Annotated in this window: 23 protein-coding genes; 13 read left to right on the forward strand and 10 right to left on the reverse strand. The window is 72.5% G+C overall.

The features are described 5' to 3' along the window. Positions 1–59: 59 nt before the first annotated feature. On the reverse strand, positions 60–911 hold the full coding sequence (locus tag ACWEVO_RS02170) for an alpha/beta fold hydrolase (protein WP_452305731.1): 852 nt from the start codon (positions 909–911) through the stop codon (positions 60–62). Between the two features lie 57 nt (positions 912–968). Beyond that, positions 969–2207: a hypothetical protein gene (locus ACWEVO_RS02175; protein ID WP_452305732.1), complete on the reverse strand. Its 1239-nt coding sequence runs from the start codon at positions 2205–2207 to the stop codon at positions 969–971. 82 nt (positions 2208–2289) lie between these two features. Here ACWEVO_RS02175 and ACWEVO_RS02180 point away from each other — a divergent pair, with 82 nt between their 5' ends. The 6 genes from ACWEVO_RS02180 to ACWEVO_RS02205 all read left to right on the forward strand — a co-directional run bounded on the left by ACWEVO_RS02180 (position 2290) and on the right by ACWEVO_RS02205 (position 8341). Continuing rightward, on the forward strand, positions 2290–3189 hold the full coding sequence (locus tag ACWEVO_RS02180) for a TatD family hydrolase (RefSeq protein WP_452305733.1): 900 nt from the start codon (positions 2290–2292) through the stop codon (positions 3187–3189). Between the two features lie 13 nt (positions 3190–3202). Next, positions 3203–4072 carry a 16S rRNA (adenine(1518)-N(6)/adenine(1519)-N(6))-dimethyltransferase RsmA gene (gene rsmA / locus ACWEVO_RS02185; RefSeq protein ID WP_452305734.1) on the forward strand — a complete coding sequence of 290 codons (870 nt, stop codon included), beginning with the start codon at positions 3203–3205 and terminating at the stop codon, positions 4070–4072. 84 nt (positions 4073–4156) lie between these two features. After that, positions 4157–5110 carry a 4-(cytidine 5'-diphospho)-2-C-methyl-D-erythritol kinase gene (locus ACWEVO_RS02190; RefSeq protein WP_452305735.1) on the forward strand — a complete coding sequence of 318 codons (954 nt, stop codon included), beginning with the start codon at positions 4157–4159 and terminating at the stop codon, positions 5108–5110. 295 nt (positions 5111–5405) lie between these two features. Next, positions 5406–7205, forward strand: coding sequence for an ABC-F family ATP-binding cassette domain-containing protein (locus tag ACWEVO_RS02195; RefSeq protein ID WP_452305736.1), 1800 nt, complete (start codon positions 5406–5408; stop codon positions 7203–7205). Positions 7206–7299: 94 nt separating this feature from the next. After that, positions 7300–7755, forward strand: coding sequence for a DUF4383 domain-containing protein (locus ACWEVO_RS02200; RefSeq protein WP_452305737.1), 456 nt, complete (start codon positions 7300–7302; stop codon positions 7753–7755). A gap of 112 nt (positions 7756–7867) precedes the next feature. Next, complete coding sequence (locus tag ACWEVO_RS02205) at positions 7868–8341, forward strand: DUF4383 domain-containing protein (RefSeq protein WP_452305738.1); 474 nt, start codon at positions 7868–7870, stop codon at positions 8339–8341. Positions 8342–8347: 6 nt separating this feature from the next. On the opposite strand, the gene ACWEVO_RS02210 is transcribed toward ACWEVO_RS02205, so the two are convergent. From ACWEVO_RS02210 to ACWEVO_RS02240, 7 genes are all read right to left on the reverse strand, one after another. Then, the gene (locus ACWEVO_RS02210; protein ID WP_452305771.1) at positions 8348–9031 is read right to left on the reverse strand and encodes a TetR family transcriptional regulator; all 684 of its coding nucleotides are present in this window, start codon (positions 9029–9031) and stop codon (positions 8348–8350) included. 136 nt (positions 9032–9167) lie between these two features. Next, positions 9168–10127, reverse strand: coding sequence for an acyl-CoA desaturase (locus ACWEVO_RS02215; protein ID WP_452305739.1), 960 nt, complete (start codon positions 10125–10127; stop codon positions 9168–9170). A gap of 120 nt (positions 10128–10247) precedes the next feature. Further along, positions 10248–12137 carry a zinc ribbon domain-containing protein gene (locus ACWEVO_RS02220; protein WP_452305740.1) on the reverse strand — a complete coding sequence of 630 codons (1890 nt, stop codon included), beginning with the start codon at positions 12135–12137 and terminating at the stop codon, positions 10248–10250. A 328-nt stretch (positions 12138–12465) separates the two neighbouring features. Beyond that, entirely contained in the window at positions 12466–13503 is a 1038-nt protein-coding gene (locus tag ACWEVO_RS02225; RefSeq protein ID WP_452305741.1) for a P1 family peptidase, read from the reverse strand. Continuing rightward, positions 13500–13631 carry a hypothetical protein gene (locus tag ACWEVO_RS02230; protein WP_452305742.1) on the reverse strand — a complete coding sequence of 44 codons (132 nt, stop codon included), beginning with the start codon at positions 13629–13631 and terminating at the stop codon, positions 13500–13502. The genes ACWEVO_RS02225 and ACWEVO_RS02230 overlap by 4 nt, the downstream gene beginning before the upstream one ends. Before the next feature lie 19 nt (positions 13632–13650). Next, positions 13651–14421, reverse strand: coding sequence for a dimethylargininase (gene ddaH, locus ACWEVO_RS02235; RefSeq protein WP_452305743.1), 771 nt, complete (start codon positions 14419–14421; stop codon positions 13651–13653). Between the two features lie 92 nt (positions 14422–14513). After that, positions 14514–15077, reverse strand: a complete 564-nt coding sequence (locus ACWEVO_RS02240; RefSeq protein ID WP_452305744.1) for a CGNR zinc finger domain-containing protein — start codon at positions 15075–15077, stop codon at positions 14514–14516. An 86-nt stretch (positions 15078–15163) separates the two neighbouring features. Here ACWEVO_RS02240 and ACWEVO_RS02245 point away from each other — a divergent pair, with 86 nt between their 5' ends. Together ACWEVO_RS02245 and ACWEVO_RS02250 are read left to right on the forward strand one after the other, a co-directional pair. Continuing rightward, on the forward strand, positions 15164–16087 hold the full coding sequence (locus ACWEVO_RS02245; RefSeq protein WP_452305745.1) for a ketopantoate reductase family protein: 924 nt from the start codon (positions 15164–15166) through the stop codon (positions 16085–16087). A gap of 154 nt (positions 16088–16241) precedes the next feature. Continuing rightward, entirely contained in the window at positions 16242–16985 is a 744-nt protein-coding gene (locus ACWEVO_RS02250) for a PH domain-containing protein (RefSeq protein ID WP_452305746.1), read from the forward strand. A 149-nt stretch (positions 16986–17134) separates the two neighbouring features. Here the strand turns inward: ACWEVO_RS02250 and ACWEVO_RS02255 are convergent, their stop codons facing one another. Next, positions 17135–17581, reverse strand: coding sequence for an iron chaperone (locus ACWEVO_RS02255; protein WP_452305747.1), 447 nt, complete (start codon positions 17579–17581; stop codon positions 17135–17137). A 458-nt stretch (positions 17582–18039) separates the two neighbouring features. On the opposite strand from ACWEVO_RS02255, the gene rox reads away from it, so the two are divergent. From rox to ACWEVO_RS02280, 5 genes are all read left to right on the forward strand, one after another. After that, a complete protein-coding gene (gene rox, locus ACWEVO_RS02260) occupies positions 18040–19467 on the forward strand; it encodes a rifampin monooxygenase (RefSeq protein WP_452305748.1) in 1428 nt (475 codons plus the stop codon). Positions 19468–19689: 222 nt separating this feature from the next. Further along, positions 19690–20067, forward strand: coding sequence for a helix-turn-helix transcriptional regulator (locus ACWEVO_RS02265; protein ID WP_452305749.1), 378 nt, complete (start codon positions 19690–19692; stop codon positions 20065–20067). Positions 20068–20078: 11 nt separating this feature from the next. Further along, positions 20079–20693 carry a D-sedoheptulose-7-phosphate isomerase gene (locus ACWEVO_RS02270; RefSeq protein WP_452305750.1) on the forward strand — a complete coding sequence of 205 codons (615 nt, stop codon included), beginning with the start codon at positions 20079–20081 and terminating at the stop codon, positions 20691–20693. A 50-nt stretch (positions 20694–20743) separates the two neighbouring features. Next, the gene (locus ACWEVO_RS02275) at positions 20744–20932 is read left to right on the forward strand and encodes a HypC/HybG/HupF family hydrogenase formation chaperone (protein ID WP_452305772.1); all 189 of its coding nucleotides are present in this window, start codon (positions 20744–20746) and stop codon (positions 20930–20932) included. Next, entirely contained in the window at positions 20929–21594 is a 666-nt protein-coding gene (locus ACWEVO_RS02280) for a D-sedoheptulose-7-phosphate isomerase (protein WP_452305751.1), read from the forward strand. Before ACWEVO_RS02275 ends, ACWEVO_RS02280 begins: the two co-directional genes overlap by 4 nt. The last annotated feature ends 9 nt before the right edge of the window (positions 21595–21603 follow it).

Consider the following 21603-nt stretch of genomic DNA (forward strand, 5'->3'; position numbering starts at 1 on the left):
CCCGACGCCCGCGCCGCGGCCCCCAGAGGATCGCCCCGGGGGCCGCGGCGGGTCCGCGGTCAGGCGCGCGCCATCGACGGCGCGCCGATGAACTGCATGATCGCCTGGTTGACCTCGCTCGGGTGGGTCCACGGGATGCCGTGCGGCGCCCCCTTCAGCGTGATCAGCCGGCAGTCGGACAGCATGTGCTGCAACCGCTCGCCGGTCTTCGGGTACGGCAGCACGTTGTCCTTGTCGCCCTGGATGATCAGCACCGGGATGTTGATCTTCGGTAGGTCGCCCCGGAAGTCGGTCTGCCAGGCGGTCACGGAATCGTGGGTGCCCTTCGCCGAGGCGCGGGACCCGATGTCCCAGTGCGCCCGGTACGCCGCCTCGCTGACCCACTTGCCCTTGGTCTCGCTGTAGTTGAAGAACGCGTCGCAGAACTGGGTCAGGTAGGCGAACCGGTCCTGGATGATGGCCTGCTGGAACCCGTCGAAGACCTTCTTCTCGACGCCCTCCGGATTGTCCTGCTTCTGCACCAGGCACGGCGCCAACGGCGCCATCAGAATCGCCCGGTCCACCCGGTCGGAGCCGTACGCGCCCAGGTAGCGGGTGACCTCACCGGTGCCCATCGAGTGCCCGACCAGGATCGCGTTGCGCAGGTCAAGTTCGGTCATCAGCACGTCCAGGTCGGCCGCGAACGTGTTGTAGTCGTACCCCATCGCCGGTTGGGCGGAGGCGCCGAAACCGCGCCGGTCGTACGTGATCACCCGGTAGCCGGCGTTCATCAGCGGGATGCTCATCTTCTCCCACGTCGCCCCGTTGAACGGGAACCCGTGGATCAGGACGATCGGCTGACCGGTGCCGTGATCCTCGTAGTACAGGTCGATGGGGGCGGAATTCTCGGTTCCGACGGTGATGAACGGCATGGTCTTCTCCAGGTGCGCAGCGTCTCGGACGTGCGCGTTTTCCCGGGCCGGCCCCCGTTATGCCATCGGGTACCGCAGGTCGACCACCTGGTCGTCGGTCACCTCGGCGCCCGGCGCCCAGGCCTCGTAGACGCCCCGTTCGTGGCACTGTGCCCCGGTGGTGAGCACCGCGTCCGGGTCCGGCCGGCGCAGCCGCAGCCGCAGCCAGCCCGACTCCTCCCGCAGCACCAGGCAGGGCACCCCGCGCCAGCTGGCGAAGCGCATCCGTCGGGCCGCCGCCTCCACCGGGTAGCGGGCCGCCCGGGTCATCGCCAGCACCCGGAACCCGCCCGGCAGGTCGGCCACCGCCTCGTACTCGCCGCCGCCGTACGCGCCGACGAGCTGGGTGGAGCGGGGCGCGTCCCCGGTCGGCACGTACTCCTGGTCGGGGGAGACGCCGGGCACCGCGGCCAGCAGGTGTCGCCACTGCGGGCCCACCATGCGCAGCCAGCCCCGCTGCTCCGCCTGGTAGGCGTAGAGCACCACCTCCACCCCCTCCGCCGGGTAGGCGAGCAGGGTCGCGTTCGCCGGCATCGGCAGGTCGGCGAAGTCCCGGGTGACGAACTCGGGAATGAGCTGGGCGCTGCTCGGCACGAACCCGGTGCCCAGCACCGGCGGCCCCAGCCGGTCCCGGGGCGGCAGCACGGTCAGCCCGTGGTGCGCCGGGCCCACCGGGACGTCGTAGTCGGCCGGGTCGGCGGCCCGCCAGCGCAGCGCGTACGCCACGTCACCGCCCTCGCCGTCCCCCCGCAGCACCGCCAGCCCGGCCGGCGTGCGCAGGTGCGCCACGTCGTGCTCCCGGTAGCAGAAGCCGTGCGGCAGCCAGCCCCGTACGTAGCCGGCGAGCTGCCGGGCGGAGAGCACCTTCACCATCCGGGTCCCCGGGCGGATCACCGCCGAGCCCCGCACCGCGGCGAGCGTCGGGTCCGCGGCCGCGCCCGGCTGCTGGCTGAGCTGGTGCAGGTGCGCCCAGCCGTGCTCCCGGTGCACCGGCATCAGCAGCGGCGGGTCCGCCTCCTCGGTCGGCTCGACCGCCCCGTGCACCGCGGTCACCTCGGTGGCGTGCACGAACCGCCGCCACGGGGGCGCCACCCCGGGCCGGGGCACGAACTCGAACCCGGGCGCCTCGTCGGCGCTGAACAACTCGTACGCCGCCCCGCGGGCGAGCATCTCCGCCGGATGGAGCCGGCCGTCGTACGTCACGTGCAGCCCGGTGCGCTCGGAGGCGGCCCCGCTGGCCTGAGGGGTGACGGTCACCCTCCGCACGGTAGGCGGGACAGATGTTGACCGTGTGAACAGTCGGTGGCGGTGCGGGAACGCCGACCGTCGGCGGTGTGTGATGCTGACCGCGATGACCGAGCAGACCGAAACCCGCAAGCAGCGCGCCGCCCGCCGGGCCGGGGAGTTCCCGCCCGCCCCGGAGGCGCTGGCCGTACCCGTCCTGGACAGCCACACCCACCTGGACATCACCGTCAGCGAAGCCGGTGTGCCGGGCGGCGGTCCGGCCGACGACCCGGTCGGGGCGGCCGTCGCGGTGGCCGCCGGGGTCGGCGTCGACCGACTGGTCCAGGTCGGCGTGGACGTCGAGTCGTCCCGCTGGAGCGCCGACGTCGCCGAGCGGTACGCCGCGGTGCTGGCCACCGTGGCGCTGCACCCGAACGAGGCGCCGCGCCTGGCCGACCTGGACGAGGCGCTGCGCGAGATCGAGACGCTCGCCGCCCGCGACCGGGTCCGCGGCATCGGCGAGACCGGGATGGACTTCTTCCGCACCGGCGACGAGGGCCGGGCCGCCCAGGAGGAGAGCTTCCGGGCGCACATCGCCATCGCCAAGCGCCACGGCAAGGCGCTGGTCATCCACGACCGGGACGCGCACGCCGACGTGCTGCGGGTCCTCGACGACGAGGGCGCCCCGGACACCGTGGTGCTGCACTGCTTCTCCGGCGACGCCGACTTCGCCCGGGAGTGCGTCCGCCGGGGCTACCTGCTCAGCTTCGCCGGCACGGTCACCTTCGGCAGCGCCGGGGCGCTGCGCGAGGCCGCCGCCGTCACCCCGGTCGACCAGCTGCTGGTGGAGACCGACGCCCCGTACCTGACCCCGATGCCGCACCGGGGCCGGCCGAACGCGTCGTACCTGATCCCGCTGACCGTGCGCTTCCTGGCGGACACCACCGGGACCGACCTGGACGAGCTCTGCGCGGCCATCTCCGCCACCGGCAACCGCGCCTTCGGCCCGTGGTGAGAGGATGCCCGGCGTGACCGGCCTCCTCGGCCCGGCGGAGATCCGGGAACTCGCCGCCCGCCTCGGCGTGACGCCGACCAAGAAGCTCGGCCAGAACTTCGTGCACGACCCGAACACCGTCCGCCGGATCGTCACCACCGCCGGGCTGACCCCCGACGACGTGGCGCTCGAGGTCGGGCCCGGGCTCGGCTCGCTCACCCTGGCGCTGCTCCCGGTCGCCGCGCACGTGCACGCCGTCGAGCTGGACCGGGCGCTGGCCGCCGCGCTGCCACAGACCGCCGCCCGGTTCGCCGGCCCGGACGCCGACCGGCTCACCGTGCACCCGGCCGACGCGCTGCGGATCACCGCCGCCGACCTGGCCGACCCCGCGCCGACCGCGCTGGTGGCGAACCTGCCGTACAACGTCGCCGTGCCGGTGGTGCTGCACCTGCTCGCCGAGCTGCCCACCCTGCGGCACGGCCTGGTGATGGTGCAGAAGGAGGTCGCCGACCGGCTCGTCGCCGGTCCCGGCTCCAAGGTGTACGGCGTCCCGTCGGTCAAGCTCGCCTGGTACGCCCGCTCCCGGGCCGCCGGCAAGGTGCCACCGAACGTCTTCTGGCCGGTACCGAACGTCGACTCCGGGCTGGTCGCCTTCACCCGCCGCGAGCCGCCCCGCGCCGACGTACCCCGGGAGGCCGTCTTCGCGGTGGTGGACGCGGCGTTCGCGCAGCGCCGCAAGACCCTCCGCGCCGCCCTGGCCGGCTGGGCCGGCGGTCCCGACCGGGCCGCCGCGGCGCTCACCGCGGCCGGGGTCGATCCCGGCGCACGCGGGGAGTCACTGACCGTGGAGCAGTTCGCCGCCATCGCCGCGTCGGCCCCGACCGTCCCCGCCGCCGCCCAGTAGGCTGGCGCCACTGCCCGACCCCGCCGAGGAGTTGACCGTGGAGAAGCCGTTCGACATCCGCCTGCGCCCGCGGGACATCGCCCCGTGACCGAGGCCTGGCGACCGGACGACGAGGACGGGCAGCGGCGCGGGGCCAGCGGCCCGGTGAAGGTGCGGGTGCCCGCCAAGGTCAACCTGCACCTCGGGGTGGGACCGCTGCGCCGGGACGGCTACCACGAGCTGAACACCGTCTACCACGCGATCTCCATCTACGACGAGCTCACCGCCCGCCGGGGCGACACCCTCACCCTCACCATGGAGGGCGAGGGCACCGGCGAGCTGGCCCTGGACGACTCCAACCTGGTCATCCGCGCCGCCCACGCCCTCGCCGGGTACGCGGGCGTGCTGCCACACGCCCGGCTGCACCTGCGCAAGCAGATCCCGCTCGCCGGCGGGCTGGCCGGGGGCAGCGCCGACGCGGCCGCCGCCCTGGTGGCCTGCGACGCCCTCTGGGGCACCGGCCTGTCCCGCGACGAGCTGGCCGGGATCGCCGCCGACCTCGGCTCCGACGTGCCGTTCCTGATCCACGGCGGCACCGCGCTCGGCACCGGCCGCGGCGAGGCGGTCAGCCCGGTGCTGGCCCGGCCCACCTCCTGGCACTGGGTGGTGGCCGTCGCCGACGGGGGCCTCTCCACCCCGGCCGCCTACCGCGAGCTGGACCGGCTGCGGGACGCGGGCACCGCGGGCGAGCCGCTGGGCAGCACCGACGCCCTGCTCGCCGCGCTGCGCCAGCGGGACCCGCGGGTGCTCGCGGCCGCGCTCGGCAACGACCTCCAGGACGCCGCGCTGACCATGCGTCCCGCCCTGGCCGAGACGCTCAAGGCGGGCGACGCGGCCGGGGCGCTCGCCGGCATCGTCTCCGGCTCCGGCCCGACCTGCGTCTTCCTCGCCCTCGACGAGGCGGACGCCGGCCGGATCGCCGCCGAACTGGAGGCGGCCGGCGTCTGCCGGGAGGCGCGGGTCGCCCACGGCCCGGTCGCCGGCGCCCGCATCGTCTGACCCACCTCCTCCGCCCGGCCCTGCGCCGGCCCGTCCCGGCCCTGCGCTCGCGGGCCCGGGCCCGGGCCCGGCATGATCGACTCGCTCTTCGCCGAACCGGGCCCTCCGTGAGTCGGGAGGGTCCGCGCTGCCGCATTCCGCGCCGGGGGCTGGCGGCAGACCGGCGAGGCGGCCGTCCGCCACGGCCCGCGGCGGGAGCGGTGGGGCTGGGGGGGGGTCGGTCCGCGTACCCTTGGAGGGGGCGTCCTGAGGTGCCGGCCGGCACCGGGACGCCTTGATCATGAAAGGTGGGGAAGTGGCCAACATCGTCAACCTGGACCGGGTGTCCAAGGGGTACGGGGCCGCCGGGCCGCTGCTCACCGACGTCTCGCTCGGCCTCGACGACGGCGACCGGGTCGGCGTGGTCGGCCTCAACGGCGCCGGCAAGTCGACCCTGCTGCGCCTGCTCACCCGCAGCGAGGAACCCGACGACGGCCGCGTCACCCACCGCCGTGACCTGCGGGTGTCCTGGCTCCCGCAAACCCTGGAGCTGGCCCCCGAGGCCACCGTCCGCGACGTCGTCCTGGGCACCGCCTGGCTCGGCGAGAGCATGGGCGCCGAGCACGAGTGGGCCGGCGACGCCGGGGTCCGGGCCATCCTCGACGGCCTCGGCATGCCCCACCTCGGCCTGGAGGCGCCGGTCGGGCCGATGTCCGGCGGTGAGCGCCGCCGCGTCGCCCTCGCCGCGCTGCTGGTCCGCGACGCCGACCTGCTCATCCTCGACGAGCCGACCAACCACCTCGACGTCGGCGGCGTCGACTGGCTGGCCCGGCACCTGGTCACCCGCAAGGGCGCGCTCGTCGTGGTCACCCACGACCGGTGGTTCCTCGACGCCGTCTGCACCACCACCTGGGAGGTCGCCGACCAGGCCGTCCGGGCGTACGAGGGCGGCTTCGCCGCCTGGACCCTCGCCCGCGCCGAGCGGCAGCGGGTCGCCGCCGCCACCGAAGCCCGCCGGCAGAACCTGCTGCGCAAGGAGATCGCCTGGCTGCGCCGCGGCGCCCCGGCCCGGACCTCCAAGCCGAAGTTCCGGATCGACGCCGCCAACGCGCTGATCGCCGACGTGCCCGAGCCGCGCGACACCATGTCGCTGCAACGGCTCGCCACCGCCCGGCTCGGCAAGCAGGTGTACGACCTCGACCAGGTCACCCTGCACGCCGGCCCGAAGGAGATCCTGCACGGCGTCACCTGGCAGGTCGGCCCCGGCGACCGGGTCGCCGTCCTCGGCCGCAACGGTGCCGGCAAGACCACCCTGCTGCGCATGCTCGCCGGGGTGACCCGCCCCGACGGCGGGCGCTTCACCACCGGGCAGACCGTCCGGCCCGCGTTCCTCTCTCAGGAGCTCGCCGAACTCCCCGGCCACCTGCGCGTCCTCGAAGCCGTCGAGGAGGTGGCCCGGCGGGTCCAGTTCGGCGACCGGGAGATCAGCGCCGCCCAGCTCGCCGAGATCTTCGGCTTCGACGACCGGCGGCTCTGGACCCCGGTCAGCGACCTCTCCGGCGGCGAGCGCCGCCGCCTGCAGATGCTCCGGCTGCTCGCCGGGGAGCCCAACGTGCTCCTCTTCGACGAGCCCACCAACGACCTCGACACCGACACCCTGGCCGCGCTGGAGGATCTGCTCGACTCCTGGCCCGGCACCATCGTGGTGGCCAGCCACGACCGCTACCTGATCGAGCGGGTCACCGACGTCGCGTACGGCATGTTCGGCGACGGGCGGCTGGTGCACCTGCCCGGCGGCATCGACGAGTACCTGGCCCGGGCCGCCGCCGGCCGGGGCCCGGCGCCCGGCGACCTCACCCCGGCCGCGGCCGCCCCGGAGCACGCGGGCATGTCCGCCGCCGAGGTACGCACCGCCCGCAAGGAACTCGGCAAGATGGAACGGCAGATCGCCAAGCTGGAGCAGAAGGAGGCCACCCTCCACGAGCAGCTCGCCGCGCACGCCACCGACTACGCCAAGGTCGCCGAACTGGACGCCCAGCTGAAGGAGCTGCGGGCCGAGCGGGAACGCACCGAGGAGGCCTGGCTGACCCTCGCCGAGGAGCTGCCGGCCGGCTGAACCCGGCACGGGGTGGGGGGTGTGCGGCGTCACAGCTCGGCGTACGGGACAATCGCTGGCGACCCCTTATCCGAACGGTCTTGGAGACGCAGAGATGGCCCACACCCCCGTCAACCACCCCGCGCGGCCGATCTACCGGGCGATCGGCGGGATCGTTGGTCTGTACTTCGTCGTCTTCGGCGTGCTCGGCATCATCGCGAGCGCCGGCAACGACGTGCTCGCCCAGGACGACACCAAGGTCCTCGGCCAGGGCACCAACCTCGGCTTCTCGCTGCTCTCCGTGCTGATCGGCGCCGTGATCCTGCTCGGCGTCGTGATCGGCCGCAACCTCGACGTGGCGATCAACCAGTGGCTGGCGTACGCCCTGATGGTGCTCGGCCTGGCCATGCTGGCGTTCCTGCAGACCGACGCCAACATCTTCAACTTCTCGATCATGACCGACATCGTGGTCCTGGTCCTGGCGCTGGTGCTCCTGATGGTCGGCATGTACGGCAAGGTCGGCACCGACGAGGAGCACGAGAACTGGCAGAAGGCCCGCCTGGTGCTCTGACCTCACATCACCCCGAAGGCCCGGCTCCGGCCGGGCCTTCGGCGTTTCCCGGACGGAAGCGCCGGCTGGCGGGACAATAGCCTCGAATTGGTCCACTTGGCTGGAGGCTCCCATGGCACACATCCCGGTGAACCATCCCGCGCGACCGATCTACCGCGCCCTCTCCGCGTTGATCGGGCTCTACATCCTGGTCTTCGGCGTCTACGGGACGTTCCTGACCTGGGGTGACGGGCTCTTCAGCCGGAACGGCAACTGGGCCCTCGGCCTCCGCACCAACCTGGCGTTCTCGCTCGTCTCCGTGGTGTTCGGCGCATTCCTGCTGATCGGGGCGTCCCGGCGGGGCAACCTCGGCCACTACATGGACCTGACCGCCGGGGTGGTCTTCCTGGTCACGTCCATCCTCATGATGGCCGTGCTGCAGACCCGGGCCAACTTCCTCAACTTCTCGATGTCGACCGTGATCGTCTCGATGCTGTTCGGGCTGATCCTGCTCGCCACCGGCCTCTACGACAAGGTCGGCCCGCACGAGCACGCCGAGGAGGAGCGGCGCCGCCGCCAGCACCCCGTCGCCGAGGCCCACCGCTGAACCGGCTCACCCCATCCGGCGGGTGATCAGACCCGGCTTCGCCTCCAGGTGCGACAGGCCGCTCCAGGCCAGGTTCACCAGGTGCGCCGCCACCGTCTCCTTCCGCGGCTTGCGCACCTCCAACCACCAGCGGCCGGTCAACGCCACCATGCCCACCAGCGCCTGCGAGTACAGCTCCGCCAGCTTCGGGTCGTACCCCCGGCTGGAGAACTCCGCGCCCAGAATGTGCTCCACCTGGTGCGCCACATCGTTCATCACACTGCTGAAGTTGCCCGTCGCCGACATCAACGGCGACTCCCGCACCAGCACCCGGAACCCGCTGGTCTCCTCCTCGATGTACGTCAGCAGCGTCAACGCCGCCTGCTCCAGCAACTCCCGGGGATGCCCCGCGGTCAGCGCCGTGGTGATCCGCTCCAGCAGCGAGCGCACCTCCCGGTCCACCACCACCGCGTAGAGCCCCTCCTTGCCGCCGAAGTGCTCGTACACCACCGGCTTGGACACCTTCGCCCGAGCCGCCACCTCCTCGATCGAGGTGGCGTCGAAACCCCGCTCCGCGAAGATCTGCCGGGCGATCGAGATCAGCTGCTCGCGCCGCTGCGTCGCCGACATCCGTACCCGGGAGGAGGGCTTGGCCGCCGGGACGGCGTGCCGCCGCGCGGAGCCGGGGTCCTTGCCGGAAGCCTTGGTCATCTCGTCACCTCGCCGGCGCTCGGTGACGCCCTGCCGTGGAATCTGGCCGCCCCGTCCCGTGGCCGGGACCCGGCGGTCGGGCTCAAGCTCGGTCATCCGGCCATCCTGCCAGGCCGGCGGCGCGCCGGACGACCGGTTACCGCCGCACCCGGCCCGGCCCCACCAGCTTCGCGGTGATCCGTTCCGGCCGCGGCCAGCGCACCGCCCACACCGCGCCGGCCCTCTCCAGCAACCAGATCACCCGCGCCGACGGGTCGAACTGGCCGCGCAGCACCCCGTGCCGGGCACTGGTCGGCTCGGCATGGTGCAGGTTGTGCCAGCTCTCCCCGAACGACAGCAGCGCCAGCGGCCAGAAGTTCGACGCCCGGTCCCCCTGACGCACCGCGAACGGCCGCTCCCCGTACACGTGACACACCGAGTTGATCGACCAGGTCACGTGGTGCAGCAGCGCGATCCGGACCAGGCCACCCCAGAAGAACGCGGTCAGCGCGCCCTGCCACGACCAGGTCAGCAGCCCGCCCATCGCGGCCGGCCCGAGCAGCGACACCGCCACCAGCAGCGGGAAGAGCCGGTCGACCCGGCGGGTGGCCCGGTCGGCGAGCAGGTCCGGCGCGAACCGCTCCCGGTTGGACAACTCCCGGTCGAACAGCCAGCCGACGTGCGCGTGGAACAAGCCGCGGGCCAGCCCCCCGACGCTCTCCCCGAACCGCCACGGCGAGTGCGGGTCCCCCTCCAGATCCGAGAAGGCGTGGTGCCGCCGGTGGTCGGCCACCCACTGGATGATCTCGCCCTGCACCGCGAACGACCCGGCCACCGCCAGGGCCACCCGCAGCCACGGCTTGGCGCGGAACGAGCCGTGGGTGAAGTAGCGGTGGTAGCCGACGGTGATGCCGAGCCCGGACAGCACGTACCAGAAGGCGGCCACGAGCACGTCGCTCCAGCCCAGCCAGCCGCCCCAGGCGACCGGGACCGCGGCCAGCAGGGCCAGGAACGGGATGACCACGAAGGCCCAGAGGGCGATCAGGATGCCGGGGGACTGATGTCCCTGGGTCAGCGGCTTCGGGCCCGCGTCGGGGCCGGTCACGGCGGTCGACATGGCACCTCCCAGGGGAACGGGTTACGCCTACGTCACCGTAACCAGGGGCGTGCTAGATCGCAGCGGACTCTGCCGATCATGGATGGACGGACCGTCGTACGTCTGTTCTAGCGTCGCTGATTAGCTTAGGGATCCTGGGTCGGATGGGGTTTCCGGGATCGTTTCCCACCTGGGTGGGGTCGCGTGGGCGTGGAGGTGGAATCCGGCGCCCAGGGCGGCTCCTCGTGGCCGGTGGCCGGTGGTGGGTGTGCTGATCGTGTTCACGTCCTGGTGCCGGTGTGCTGCGCGGGGCAGCCTGGGCCGGTCCGTTGGTGCGTGTCCCTCCGGACGCTTGCCCGCCCGGCCGTGGGGCCGGGTGGGGGAGGGTGCCCTGCGTCGCCTGGGCGCGGGGCGTGGTGGCTGATGCCGGGTGGGCCCGGTCTTCGACCGGTCCCCCCGACTGGTCTTGGTGACGACCGCGCAGGCTTCCAGCGTGTCGACCACGGCGCGGATGATCATCTGCCCGCTGGCCTTGTCAATGACGGTCTTGTTCTGGTGGGTGAGGCCGCGGGCGGCGATGCGCAGCCAGGCGCCGTGGTCGCGGTCGCCCTGCCAGCCGCAGGACTGGTGGGGGCAGATGGCCCATTTCCAGCCCGCAGTGGCGGGCCGGTCGGGGGCCTTGCGATGGCACAGCGGGGTCAGGCACTGCGGACAATGTTTGGAGGTGTTGCGGGCCGGGACGCCGACGACGGCGATACCGTGCTCGGCGGCGAGGTGCCGCATCCGGTCGACGATCTGTCCGCGGACCTGCTGGGACAGGCGCGTGTTGAGGCTGGCGCCCATGCCCTGGGCTTCCATCGAGCGCAGGTCTTCCACGTAGATGACGGTCGCGGCGGCGGCGATCGCCTGGTCGACGGTCCAGCGGGCGGCAGCCCAGGCGAGCGCGGCGTTCAAGTTCTGGCGGCGGGCGGACACGCGGCGGATCTCCTCGCGCAGCACCTCGTGTTTCGCGCTCAGGTGCTCCTCACGGCGGCCGGTAGTCAGCCGCAGATACTGATCGGCCTTCGCGTGTAGCCGCTCTGACAGGCGGCGAAGGCGGTGCTGCTTGGCCAGGACTCCGGCGGCCCGGAACTGGCCACCAGCGCCCAACGCGGTGATCCGGCCGTCCTGCCCCAGGCGCAGGGCCCCCGCGGTCAGCAGCGTGTTCAGGCCCCAGTCCACCCCGAGCGCCACCGCGTGCCCGGTACGTCGGGCTTTCGGCACCGCGTGGGTGTACGCGACATCGGCGCGTACCTGCCGGCCGGCCACGCGCAGGGTGGGTAGGTGCAGCGCTGCGCCGGCCGGGACGGTGGGCGGCAGGGTGATCGGGCAGGCCACCCACGTCCAGTCCCGGTACGTGCGCGGATCCGGACGTACCGGCAACTGCAGGCGCAGCAGCACCCTGCCCGGGTCGGTGTCGCTGCGTTCGATCGTGGCCTGCTGCCGGTCACACGCGGACAGCAACAACATCCGCGCAACCCGCGGCGGGCCTTCCAGTTCGAACATGTCCACCGGGAGGCGGCCGTTGGCGTTCAGGAACGTGGCGGCCTGCCGGGTGCGCGCTTTGACGACGTTGGCCGGCAGATCCTTCCCGTCAGGGATCGCCTCCCGAACCTGCTCCCACTCCTGCGGAGTGCGCTTGCGCGGGTCGGCCGGCCAGGTCGCGAGGACTCCGGTGGTCAGATCGGCACGCCATGTCACCGAGCGCAGCGCACGCCCGGCCTGCTCCTGCGCCATCCGCACGATCCGGTCATTAACCCTCACCCCGTCGGGCGCGGTGGCGGTCCAACCCAGGCGCCGCAACGCCATCCACGCGTTCGACGGCAGCCGTCGGCCACCCGCGTCCACACCGGAGGCCAACACCTGCACATCCGCGGCGTTCCACCGCTGCGCCAACAGCCCGCAGACCATGCCCGCCACCAGATCGGCACACCAGCCGACACGCTCGGCCAGCACCGCCTGGGACAGGACCTCGCCGGTCCTCTCATCCACGCCGGCGCGCACAAGAGCGCGGACGCACGCGGTCCGGGAGGCCTCGCCCCCAGCCAGCGACACCGTCCGACTCACCCGCCACCAACCTCACGACTGAACCGCCAACATGACAGCACCGCCACACGGCAACGCTCACCGCCGGCGCAGACGACCCCCACCGCCCCGCATCAAACCAGAAGACACCGACACCCACGACCGACCAACGATCACTGACGATCCTTAACCAGGTCCTTCAGCCTGCGGGACCCGTACCGGCAGCTCAGCCGGGTGTTCCACCTGATCGGGCGGGCCCGCGCACCACAGCTCTGACGCCGGAGCGTGGGCACCATCAGCTGCTCAGCCGGCCGGCCGCCGCCAACCGCCGTACGACGGCCTCGTGTGGTACGGCGTAACTCGTGTGGCCGTCCACTCCGGTGGTGGTCGTGGCGGCGAAGAGCGAGTTGAGCAGCGCCTCCTCGACCGAGTCCAGAACGGCGGCGAAGACCGGGTCGAGCTGCGCGTCGGAAATGGTCGGTCGGCCCGGCTCGGCGGTGCTGAACGCGACCGCGTAGTCGCCGCTGCCGTTGGCGTACGACGCGCCGACCCGACCCATGGCGAAAACGGCCCGCCGGGCGAGCCGCCCGAGCTGCCGGGCGTCCAGGGACGCGTCGGTGGCCACCAGGATCATGCACGAGTTGCCGGGCGGCTCGGTGCGGTCGGCCTGCGGGACCAGCTCGTCGACCGGCAGCGGGACACCCAGCACGGTCAGCACACCGCCGAAGTTGGCCTGCACCACGGCGCCGACGGTCACCGAGGTGTCCGCCGTCCGTACCACCCGGGAGGAGGTGCCGATGCCCGCCTTGTAGCCCAGGGCCGTGGTGCCGGTGCCGGCCCCGACGCAACCCTCCGCCGGCGGCTCTGCGCACGCCCGGTCGATGGCGTCGAGCACGTGCTTCTCGGTGATCGGACGTCGACGGATGTCCGACAGGTGGCCGTCGTTGGTCTCGCCCACCAGCGGGTTGAACGACCGACCGTCCGGACGGCGGTCCAGCAGGTGGGTCAGCACCGCGTCCGCGGCACGGAACACCGACAGCGTGGCGGTCAGGACGATCGGCGATTCCAGTACGCCCAGCTCGTCCACCTGCGTCGAGCCCACCAGCTTGCCGTAACCGTTGCCGGTGTAGACGGCCGCCGGCAGGGCCCACCGCTGCGGGCCGAGTTGGGCTGGCACCACCGCGGTGACGCCCGTGTGCAGGTCGGCGCCGTCGTCGACGGTGGTGTGCCCCACCAGCACGCCGGCGACATCGGTGATCGCGTTGTGCCGCCCGGTGGGCAGTGCCCCGACGACGACACCGAGGTCGCGGGCGCGACGGCCGGGCTGCGTCACGACGCACCCGACCGGGCGGTCGCCGAGGTCGTCGACTGCTTCTCGCCGCCGTCGACGCTCACTCGGACGGCAACCGGCGCACCGGCGGCGTCCAGTTCGACCTGGACGGGGAAGAAGCCGTCACCCACGCGGCAGGTGATCACGGGGTCAGACCCGAGGGACCAGTACGCTCAGGCAGGTTACGCAGCCCTCGAGCTTCTCGTACTCGCTGATGTCGACGACGACCGGCGTGAAGCCGAGGTCCGCCACGAGCGCCGCGGTGCGCGGCGCCGAGGCGGCCATCAGCACGAGGTCGCCACCCAGGGGTACGACGTGGCAGCCGGCCTCCTCGTCGACCGGCCGTACGGGCTGACCCAGCGCGGTCGTGTCGAGCAGTTCCGGCAGCGCGAGGAGGGTGCCGTCGGGCAGCGCGGTCACGGCGGACTTGAGGTGCAGCACGTGGCGCAGCGGGACCGGGATGACGGTGCGCCCGCGGGCCGCCAGGTGGGCGCGCAGTTGGGCGACGCCCTCATCGTTGGTGCGGCCGCCTGGGCCCACGTACACGGTGGTGCCGACCTGCAGCACGTCGCCGCCGTCCAGCGTCCCCGGCGCCTCGATGCGCACGACCTCCAGGCCGGCCTCGTGCACCGCCTTCTCCGTGCCGGCGGTCTCCGGGCGGCGCTGGGGCGCGCCGGGCCGGCTGATCACGGCCAGGCCGTCGCAGACCACGACGGTGTCCTCGACGAACACCGAGTCGGGGCAGTCCTCGGCGGGGGACACCTCGCGCACGTGCCAGCCGGCTTCGGTCAGCGCGTTCCGGTACGTCTCATGCTGGCGCCGGGCCTGCGCGACGTCCACGTCGCTGCGCTCGATGTGGGTGACCAGTCCCTCGGCCAGCCGGTCACTGGGTCGCCGGACCAGGGCGATGCCTCGCGTCATGCCACCAGTCTGACTGCGCCGGGCGGCCACGCTCAAGCGCCGACGACTGGGCGGCCCCGCCCGGTACTGCACGGCCACGCGCCGACGTGACGTCAGGTCACCGCGCGCCGGCGGTAGCGGGCCATCTTGTGGCGGCTGCCGCAGGCGTCCATGGAGCACCAGCGGCGGTTGCCCGCCCGGGAGGTGTCCAGGTAGAGCAGCGCGCACGTGTCGCTGGAGCACTCCCGCAGCCGACCGGCGTCGGGCCCGGCGAGCAGGTCGACTCCGTCGCGCGCCACGAACGCCAGCAGCCCACCGGTCGTGGGGTCCACGAGCCGTTTCCGCGTACCGTCCGGCGTGAGCTGGACCGCCGGTGGCGCCTTGGCCGCCCAGCGGTTCACCACGTCGATCGCCCGCCGGTCCGGCGGTTCCTGGCAGGCCTGGCCACGCATCAGACGGTAGAGGGCCTCGCGCAGTTCGCGGGCGCCGCGCAGAGCCGGCGCGGAGACCGGCACGGGGAGGTCGGCCAGCCCCGCCTCGACGAACCAGCGGGCGAGATCGGCCGGGGTGGGGAGGCGTTCGACGCTCGGGTCTCGCCACCGCAGGCCGCGGGTGGCGGTGAAGTTCACCGACACCCGCCCACCGACGAACCGGAAGGCGTCCTCCTCCTGAGACACCAGCCGATGATACCGGTTGAAGCGGTAACCCAGATCACTTCGTCTATCCTGTTCTGTTACCGCCTCGACTAGTAACGTCTCGGCGCATGAGGATTCTCGTCGTCGGGGCGGGCGCGACCGGAGGCTACTTCGGCGCCCAACTCCAGCAGGCCGGCCGGGACGTCACCTTCCTCGTCCGGCCCAAGCGGGCCGACGTGCTCCGCGAACGCGGCCTGCGCATCACCGGCCTCGGAGCCGAGACCGTGCTCACGCCCCGGCTGCTCACCGCCGCCGAGATCGACGGGCACTACGACGTCGTCCTCGTCTCGGTGAAGGCCACCACGCTGCCGGCCGCGCTCGACGACGTGGCCGCCGCCGTCGGCCCACACACGACGGTGATCCCGTTCCTCAACGGCCTGGCGCACATGGACGTGCTGAACGCCCGGTTCGGCGTCGACGCCGTGCTCGGCGGCGTGGTCCGCGTCCTCACCACGCTCGACGCCGAGGGCGACATCGTCCGGCTGGGCACCCTCGCCGAGATCGTGATCGGCGAACAGCGGGGCGGCGCGTCCCAGCGCGTCGCCCGGATCGGCGAGGTGCTCGACGGGGCGGGCTTCGACTTCGCCGTCTCACCGGACATCCACCGGGCCATGTGGCACAAGTGGGTCTTCATCAGCACCCTCGGGGCGCTCAACACCCTGGCGCGCGGTTCCGTCGGCGACGCGGTGGCGGTCCCCGGAGGCGACCGCCTCGGCCCGCAGGTCGTCGCCGAGGCCGAGGCCGTCGCCGCCGCGGCCGGACATCCGATGCCGGAGCCGGCCCTGCACAACGTCCAGGCGTTCGTGACCCGGCCGGGCTCGACCGACACCGCCTCCCTCTACCGCGATCTGATGGCCGGACAGCCGACCGAGGCCGAGCAGATCTTCGGCGACCTCACTGCCCGGGCCCGTGCGCTCGGCGTACCCACTCCTCTGCTCGACGCCACGACGCTGGCCCTGCGCGTGCACGAACAGCGCCTCACCCGCGAGTAGCGTGCCGTCATCCCGGCTCAGCCGCCGCTTGGCACGCGGCTGTCGCCCCTGACGAGGGGCTCGGACAGCGCCCCTGCGGTCTGCGGCCGGGCCGCGGTCCGATGGACCCGGGGGAGCGGCCGGCACGGCACCTCCCACCCGTCCGAGCGAGCCGTTGGACGCCGCTGGCCACTATGGCGGCATGGGTAGATGGGAACGCCCGTACTCACTCGACATCGCGACCGGCTTCGCCGTCCCAGGGGTGGTCACGACGGCTGGTTTCGCCGCGCTCGTCGTGACCATGTCGGTGCGCGAGGGGATGTCGCCGCCGTCGCTGATGCTTCTCGCGGTGTGGCTGGCCGGTGCGCTCGCCACCGTGGCACGGCGGGCGATGCTCGGCGTCTACGTCAGCGATGGCGGCATCCGGTCCCGGTCGCTGCTGCGTACGACCACCGTGCCGTGGGGGTCGGTGTCGGACATCCGCAGCGGCACGGCCAGCCTGGCGGGCCTGGACATGGGCCGGCTGGCGATCGTCATCGAACGAACCGACGGGGTGTCGGTCCAGACGCCGCTACAGCGCGGCGACATCCTCCGGCCGTTCACGTTCCGGCCCGAACTGGGACGGCTGGCCACCTGGCCGGAACACTATGACGAGATCCTGGCGATACTGCAGGCCCACCTCCACGACGCACAGCGCCGCCAGCAGACAACCGCTACCGATCAGCCGGCGGACGCCGCCGCTGCCGGTACCCGATCGACGAGATCGTCCGCCCGAGCCAGCCGACCGCGCGCCGGCCCGGATGCCCTTACCGCTGACCGACGGCGAGACATCCACGCGTTGACCCGGCAACATCAGCGCGGCGCCCTCACCGACGCCGAGTACGCCGCGGAACTGGCGAAGATGACCGGCGCCGACTAGTTCACCCATCCCGGGATGTCCTGCGCCACCCACCCGGGTCAGGGCCGCTACCGCACAGCGCGCTGCAGTTGGTGGGGTGGGTGGCGGCGACGTAGGCCTGGCAGCCCCGCCAGCCGGGAGCCGTTAGTGCTCCGCGGTCGTGGCGAGGATCAGGAGACCGCGGCCTTCACCAGCGCGACGACCTTCTTCTCCACCGCGGGGCTCCACCCCTGCAGCGCGTACGCCACCGGCCACATGTCCCCGTCGTCGAGGTTGGCCGCGTCCTGGAAGCCCAGGGTCGAGTACCGGTAGTTGAACTTCCCCGAGTCCTGGAAGAACAGGACGATCTTGCCCTGGGCGTTGGCGTAGGCGGGCATCCCGTACCAGGTCTTCGGCGACAGCTGGGGTGCGGTGGCGGTCACGGTCACGTGCACGCGCTCGGCCAGCTCACGGTCTTCCGGCGCCATCTCCGCGATCTTGTCGAGGACCGCCTGCAGTTCGTCGGCCCTCTTGGCGCCCTTCTTGCCCTCGGCGCGCAGCTCGGCGGCGCGCTCCTTCATCGCGGCGCGCTCCTCGGGGCTGAACCCGTCGGACACGGTGGAGGTCTTCGCGGACATTCTCGGGCTCCCTCGTTCGGTGCACCGGCTCGGCGTGGTGCCGGCCGTCTGGGAGAAGGCTAGACCCGGCCCGACCGGGCCTGCTTCTTGATTCCTGATCACACTGCAGGGCCGGGCGAGGCGGCTGAGCAAGAAGCCTGTCGTACGCGGGATCTTTCGGACCTGCCGCCGCGTTCGGTGCTACGCACCCGCAGCGCGTGCGGTGAAATCGTCGGCCCATTTGCCACCGGCTTGCACGAGATGCAGCGCGACAATTTCAAAGGCGGGAGATTCAACCTCCCGCCACTCTCAACCTATAGCGCACTGAGGGTCTTGCGGCAAGACCCCGGTCCTCATGCAGAATCGTCGGCCGAAGCCGCAATTGCGGAAATCAGGAATTCGCGAAACGCGTGAGCGGGTGCGCGTTGGCGGGCTGCGGAGCATCTGCCCGAAACCAAACCTCACTGAATGGGCGGTTCATGTTTGACGTGATCATTGCCGGCGGTGGACCGACCGGCTTGATGCTGGCCGGTGAGTTGCGGCTGCACGGCGTACGCGTGCTCGTGCTGGAGCGGGAGGCGGAGCCGACCAGGTTCGTCCGCGCGCTGGGCCTGCACGTGCGCAGCATCGAGGTGATGGACCAGCGTGGTCTGCTGGAGCGGTTCCTCGCGCTCGGTACGCGATACCCGGTCGGTGGGATCTTCGCCGCCATCACCAAGCCCGCGCCTGATCGGCTGGACACCGCACACGGCTACATCCTCGGCATCCCGCAGACCGTCATCGAGCGGCTGCTGAACGAGCACGCCATCGAGGTCGGTACCGAGATCCGGCGCGGTGCTCAACTGGTCGGCCTGAGCCAGGACGAGGACGGGGTGACCGCCGAGCTGGCCGACGGCACAAGTCTGCGTTCGCGCTGGCTCGTCGGTTGCGACGGCGGCCGCAGCACCGTACGCAAGCTGCTCGGCGTCGGCTTCCCCGGCGAGCCGAGCAGGGTGGAGACGCTGCTGGGCGAGATGGAGGTGGGCGTGCCGCCGGAGATGGTGGCCGCCGTGGTGGCCGAGGTCCGCAAGACCCAGCTGCGGTTCGGGCTCGGGCCACTCGGGGAGGGGGTGTACCGGGTCGTCGTGCCCGCCGAGGGGTTGGCCGAGGACCGGTCGGTCCCGCCGACCCTCGAGGAGTTCAAGCGGCAGTTGCGGGGGATCGCCGGCACCGACTTCGGCGTGCACTCGCCGCGCTGGCTCTCCCGATTCGGCGACGCCACCCGGCTGGCCGACCGCTACCGGGTGGGCCGGGTGCTGCTGGCCGGCGACGCCGCCCACATTCACCCGCCGACCGGCGGGCAGGGCCTCAACCTCGGCCTCCAGGACGCGTTCAACCTCGGCTGGAAGCTGGCCGGCGAGGTCGCGGGCTGGGCGCCGGAGGGGCTGCTGGACAGTTACCAGACCGAACGGCACCGGGTGGCCGCCGACGTCCTGGACAACAGCCGCGCGCAGATGCAGCTGCTGTCCACGGAACCGGGCGCCCGGTCAGTGCGCCGGTTGCTGTCGGAGCTGATGGACTTCGAGGAGGTGAACCGGTACCTGATCGAGAAGATCACCGCGATCGGAGTCCGCTACGACGTCGGCGAGGGGCATGAACTGCTCGGCCGGCGGATGCGGGACGTGCGGCTGAAGCGCGGTCGCCTCTACGAGCTGATGCACGGCGGCCGCGGGCTGCTGCTGGACCAGACCGGCCGGCTCTCCGTGACGGGGTGGGCGGATCGGGTCGACCACGTCGTGGACGTCAGCGAGGCATTGGACGTGCCCGCCGTGCTGCTGCGGCCGGACGGCCACGTGGCGTGGGTGGGCGACGATCAGCAGGACCTGCGAAACCACGTGCCCCGATGGTTCGGTGCCGCCGTTGGGTGAGCCCTCCGGTGTCCGGAACAGGTCTGGCCGGGCCGGTGCGACGCCGCAGCGGCCCGACCCGGCCCGACGGCGACCGGCCACACACCGGCGAGGCGAGGGCCGCCGGTCCCGCTCTCGGCCTCAGGCATCCACATCGTCGGATCCGAAACGCACCAATCGCCACTATGGGTATGAAAGGTGTGCTTAGCTTCACGGTGCGTACCGCCGACGGAAGGGGCTGACGTGCACGGACGCGAGGTGCGGGGCCTGCTGCACCCGTTCCTGCTGCTCCTGCTCTTCGAGCGTTCCGGGCACGGGTACGACCTGATCGACCGACTCAGGGCGCTGGGACTGCCCGATGTGGAACCGGGCCACGTCTACCGGGTCCTGCGTGGCCTGGAACGCGACCGGTCGCTGATCTCCGGGTGGGAGACCGCCGGGGCAGGGCCGGCACGCCGGTGCTACCAGCTGACGGCCAAGGGCCACGACGATCTCCGCTCGTGCCTCGCCAGTCTCGCGCAACTCCACCAGATCATCGGGGCCTGCCTGCAGCGCTCGGCGGTCGCCTTGGCAGGGCCACCCGGCGCGACCCGTGATCCCTACGCGGCCTCCCGGCGCTGAACGGAGAACCCATGCCTTCGCCCGTGCTTCCGGCAGTTCACCGCGCGTTCGCCCGTCGCGTCGCACCCGGAGAATCGCTCGCCGGTGACGCCGCGCGGATCGCGCGCGCCTGCTACGAGATGGCGATCCGCTTCCATCGCGGCGGCAAGCTGATCGTCTTCGGCAACGGCGGCCCGGCGACCGATGCCCAGCACGTCGTGGTCGAGTTCGTTCACCCGGTCATCGTCGGCAAGCGGGCCCTGCCGGCGATCTCGCTGACCAGCGACGCCGCGAGCCTCACCGGGATCGCCCGGGCGGAGGGTTTCGACGAGGTGTTCGCCGCGCAGCTGCGCCTGCTGGCGGCGCCGGAGGACATCGCGCTCGGACTGTCCGTCGACGGCCGGTGCGCCAACGTCCGGCAGGGTCTGGCAGCGGCCCGCGACCTCGGCCTGCTCACCGTCGGGCTCCTCGGCGCCGACGGCGGTGACATCGCTCGCGACGCGGTCGCCGACCACATCATCGTTGCCCATACCGACGACCCGTGCATCGTGAAGGAGGTGCACGTGACGATCTATCACATCCTGTGGGAGTTGGTGCACGTGTTCTTCGAACAGCCCGGCCTGCTGGAACCGGAGGCGGCCCGGTGACCTCGCAGCCCGCGCCGACAGCCGGGACCCCACCGGAATGCCACGACGACGTGTGCATCACGTGTTCCGACACGGCGGTCGCCGCCCGCGTACGGGAAGTCTCGGCGGACGGCCTGGCTGTGGTGGACACGGACGCCGGACCGGAGGAGGTCAGCGTGGCCCTGGTCGACGCGGGACCCGGCGACGTCGTGCTCATACACGCCAAGGAGGCCATCGCGGTCGTGGAGAAGAACTCATGAGCGCCGGGGTCGAGGGCGCCATCGGGGCGCTCTACCCGTTCCTGGACACCCAGCCCACCGACGTGGACGCGGTACTCGCCGCCGTCGCGCGATCCACCACGGAGAAGGCGGCGGAGATCGTCGCGCTCCGCGAGTCCCTCGTCGGCCGGCACGGGCCGCGGCTGCTCGACTGCGCCCGCCAGTGCGCCGCGGCCTTCCAGGCCGGCGGCACGCTGTTCGCCTTCGGCAACGGGGGAAGCAGCACCGACGCCCAGGACATCGCGCAGCTGTACCTGCACCCGCCGACGGCCGCCCGCCCGCTGCCGGCCATCTCGCTGACCCACGACGTCGCGCTGATCACGGCCCTGTCCAACGACGTCGGCTTCGAGGTGGTCTTCGCCCGGCAGGTCGCGGCGTTCGGCCGTACCGGGGACATCGCCGTGGGGTTGTCCACCAGCGGGGGATCGAACAACGTCCTGCGGGCGTTCGGCGAGGCGGCCCGGCGCGGCATGCTCACCATCGGCATCGCCGGGTACGACGGCGGCCGGATGGCCGAATCCGACGACATCGACCACCTCTTCGTGGTGCCCTCGCCGTCCGTGCACCGGGTCCAGGAGGCGCAGACGACGCTCTACCACGTGCTCTGGGAACTCACCCAGCAGGCGTTGGCCGACGAACTCTGAGGAGCGCGC

It is taken from the genome of Micromonospora sp. NPDC003776 (assembly GCF_053605645.1).

Excerpts from the sequence above, each read along its gene's own strand:
- ACWEVO_RS02255 (WP_452305747.1), bottom strand. The coding sequence starts at position 17,581 with ATGTCCGCGAAGACCTCCACCGTGTCCGACGGGTTCAGCCCCGAGGAG.
- ACWEVO_RS02170 (WP_452305731.1), bottom strand. The coding sequence starts at position 911 with ATGCCGTTCATCACCGTCGGAACCGAGAATTCCGCCCCCATCGACCTG.
- ACWEVO_RS02215 (WP_452305739.1), bottom strand. The coding sequence starts at position 10,127 with ATGTCGACCGCCGTGACCGGCCCCGACGCGGGCCCGAAGCCGCTGACC.
- rox (WP_452305748.1), top strand. The coding sequence starts at position 18,040 with ATGTTTGACGTGATCATTGCCGGCGGTGGACCGACCGGCTTGATGCTG.
- ACWEVO_RS02210 (WP_452305771.1), bottom strand. The coding sequence starts at position 9,031 with ATGACCAAGGCTTCCGGCAAGGACCCCGGCTCCGCGCGGCGGCACGCC.
- ACWEVO_RS02180 (WP_452305733.1), top strand. The coding sequence starts at position 2,290 with ATGCTGACCGCGATGACCGAGCAGACCGAAACCCGCAAGCAGCGCGCC.
- ACWEVO_RS02205 (WP_452305738.1), top strand. The coding sequence starts at position 7,868 with ATGGCACACATCCCGGTGAACCATCCCGCGCGACCGATCTACCGCGCC.
- ACWEVO_RS02200 (WP_452305737.1), top strand. The coding sequence starts at position 7,300 with ATGGCCCACACCCCCGTCAACCACCCCGCGCGGCCGATCTACCGGGCG.
- ACWEVO_RS02270 (WP_452305750.1), top strand. The coding sequence starts at position 20,079 with ATGCCTTCGCCCGTGCTTCCGGCAGTTCACCGCGCGTTCGCCCGTCGC.
- ACWEVO_RS02245 (WP_452305745.1), top strand. The coding sequence starts at position 15,164 with ATGAGGATTCTCGTCGTCGGGGCGGGCGCGACCGGAGGCTACTTCGGC.
- ddaH (WP_452305743.1), bottom strand. The coding sequence starts at position 14,421 with ATGACGCGAGGCATCGCCCTGGTCCGGCGACCCAGTGACCGGCTGGCC.
- ACWEVO_RS02280 (WP_452305751.1), top strand. The coding sequence starts at position 20,929 with ATGAGCGCCGGGGTCGAGGGCGCCATCGGGGCGCTCTACCCGTTCCTG.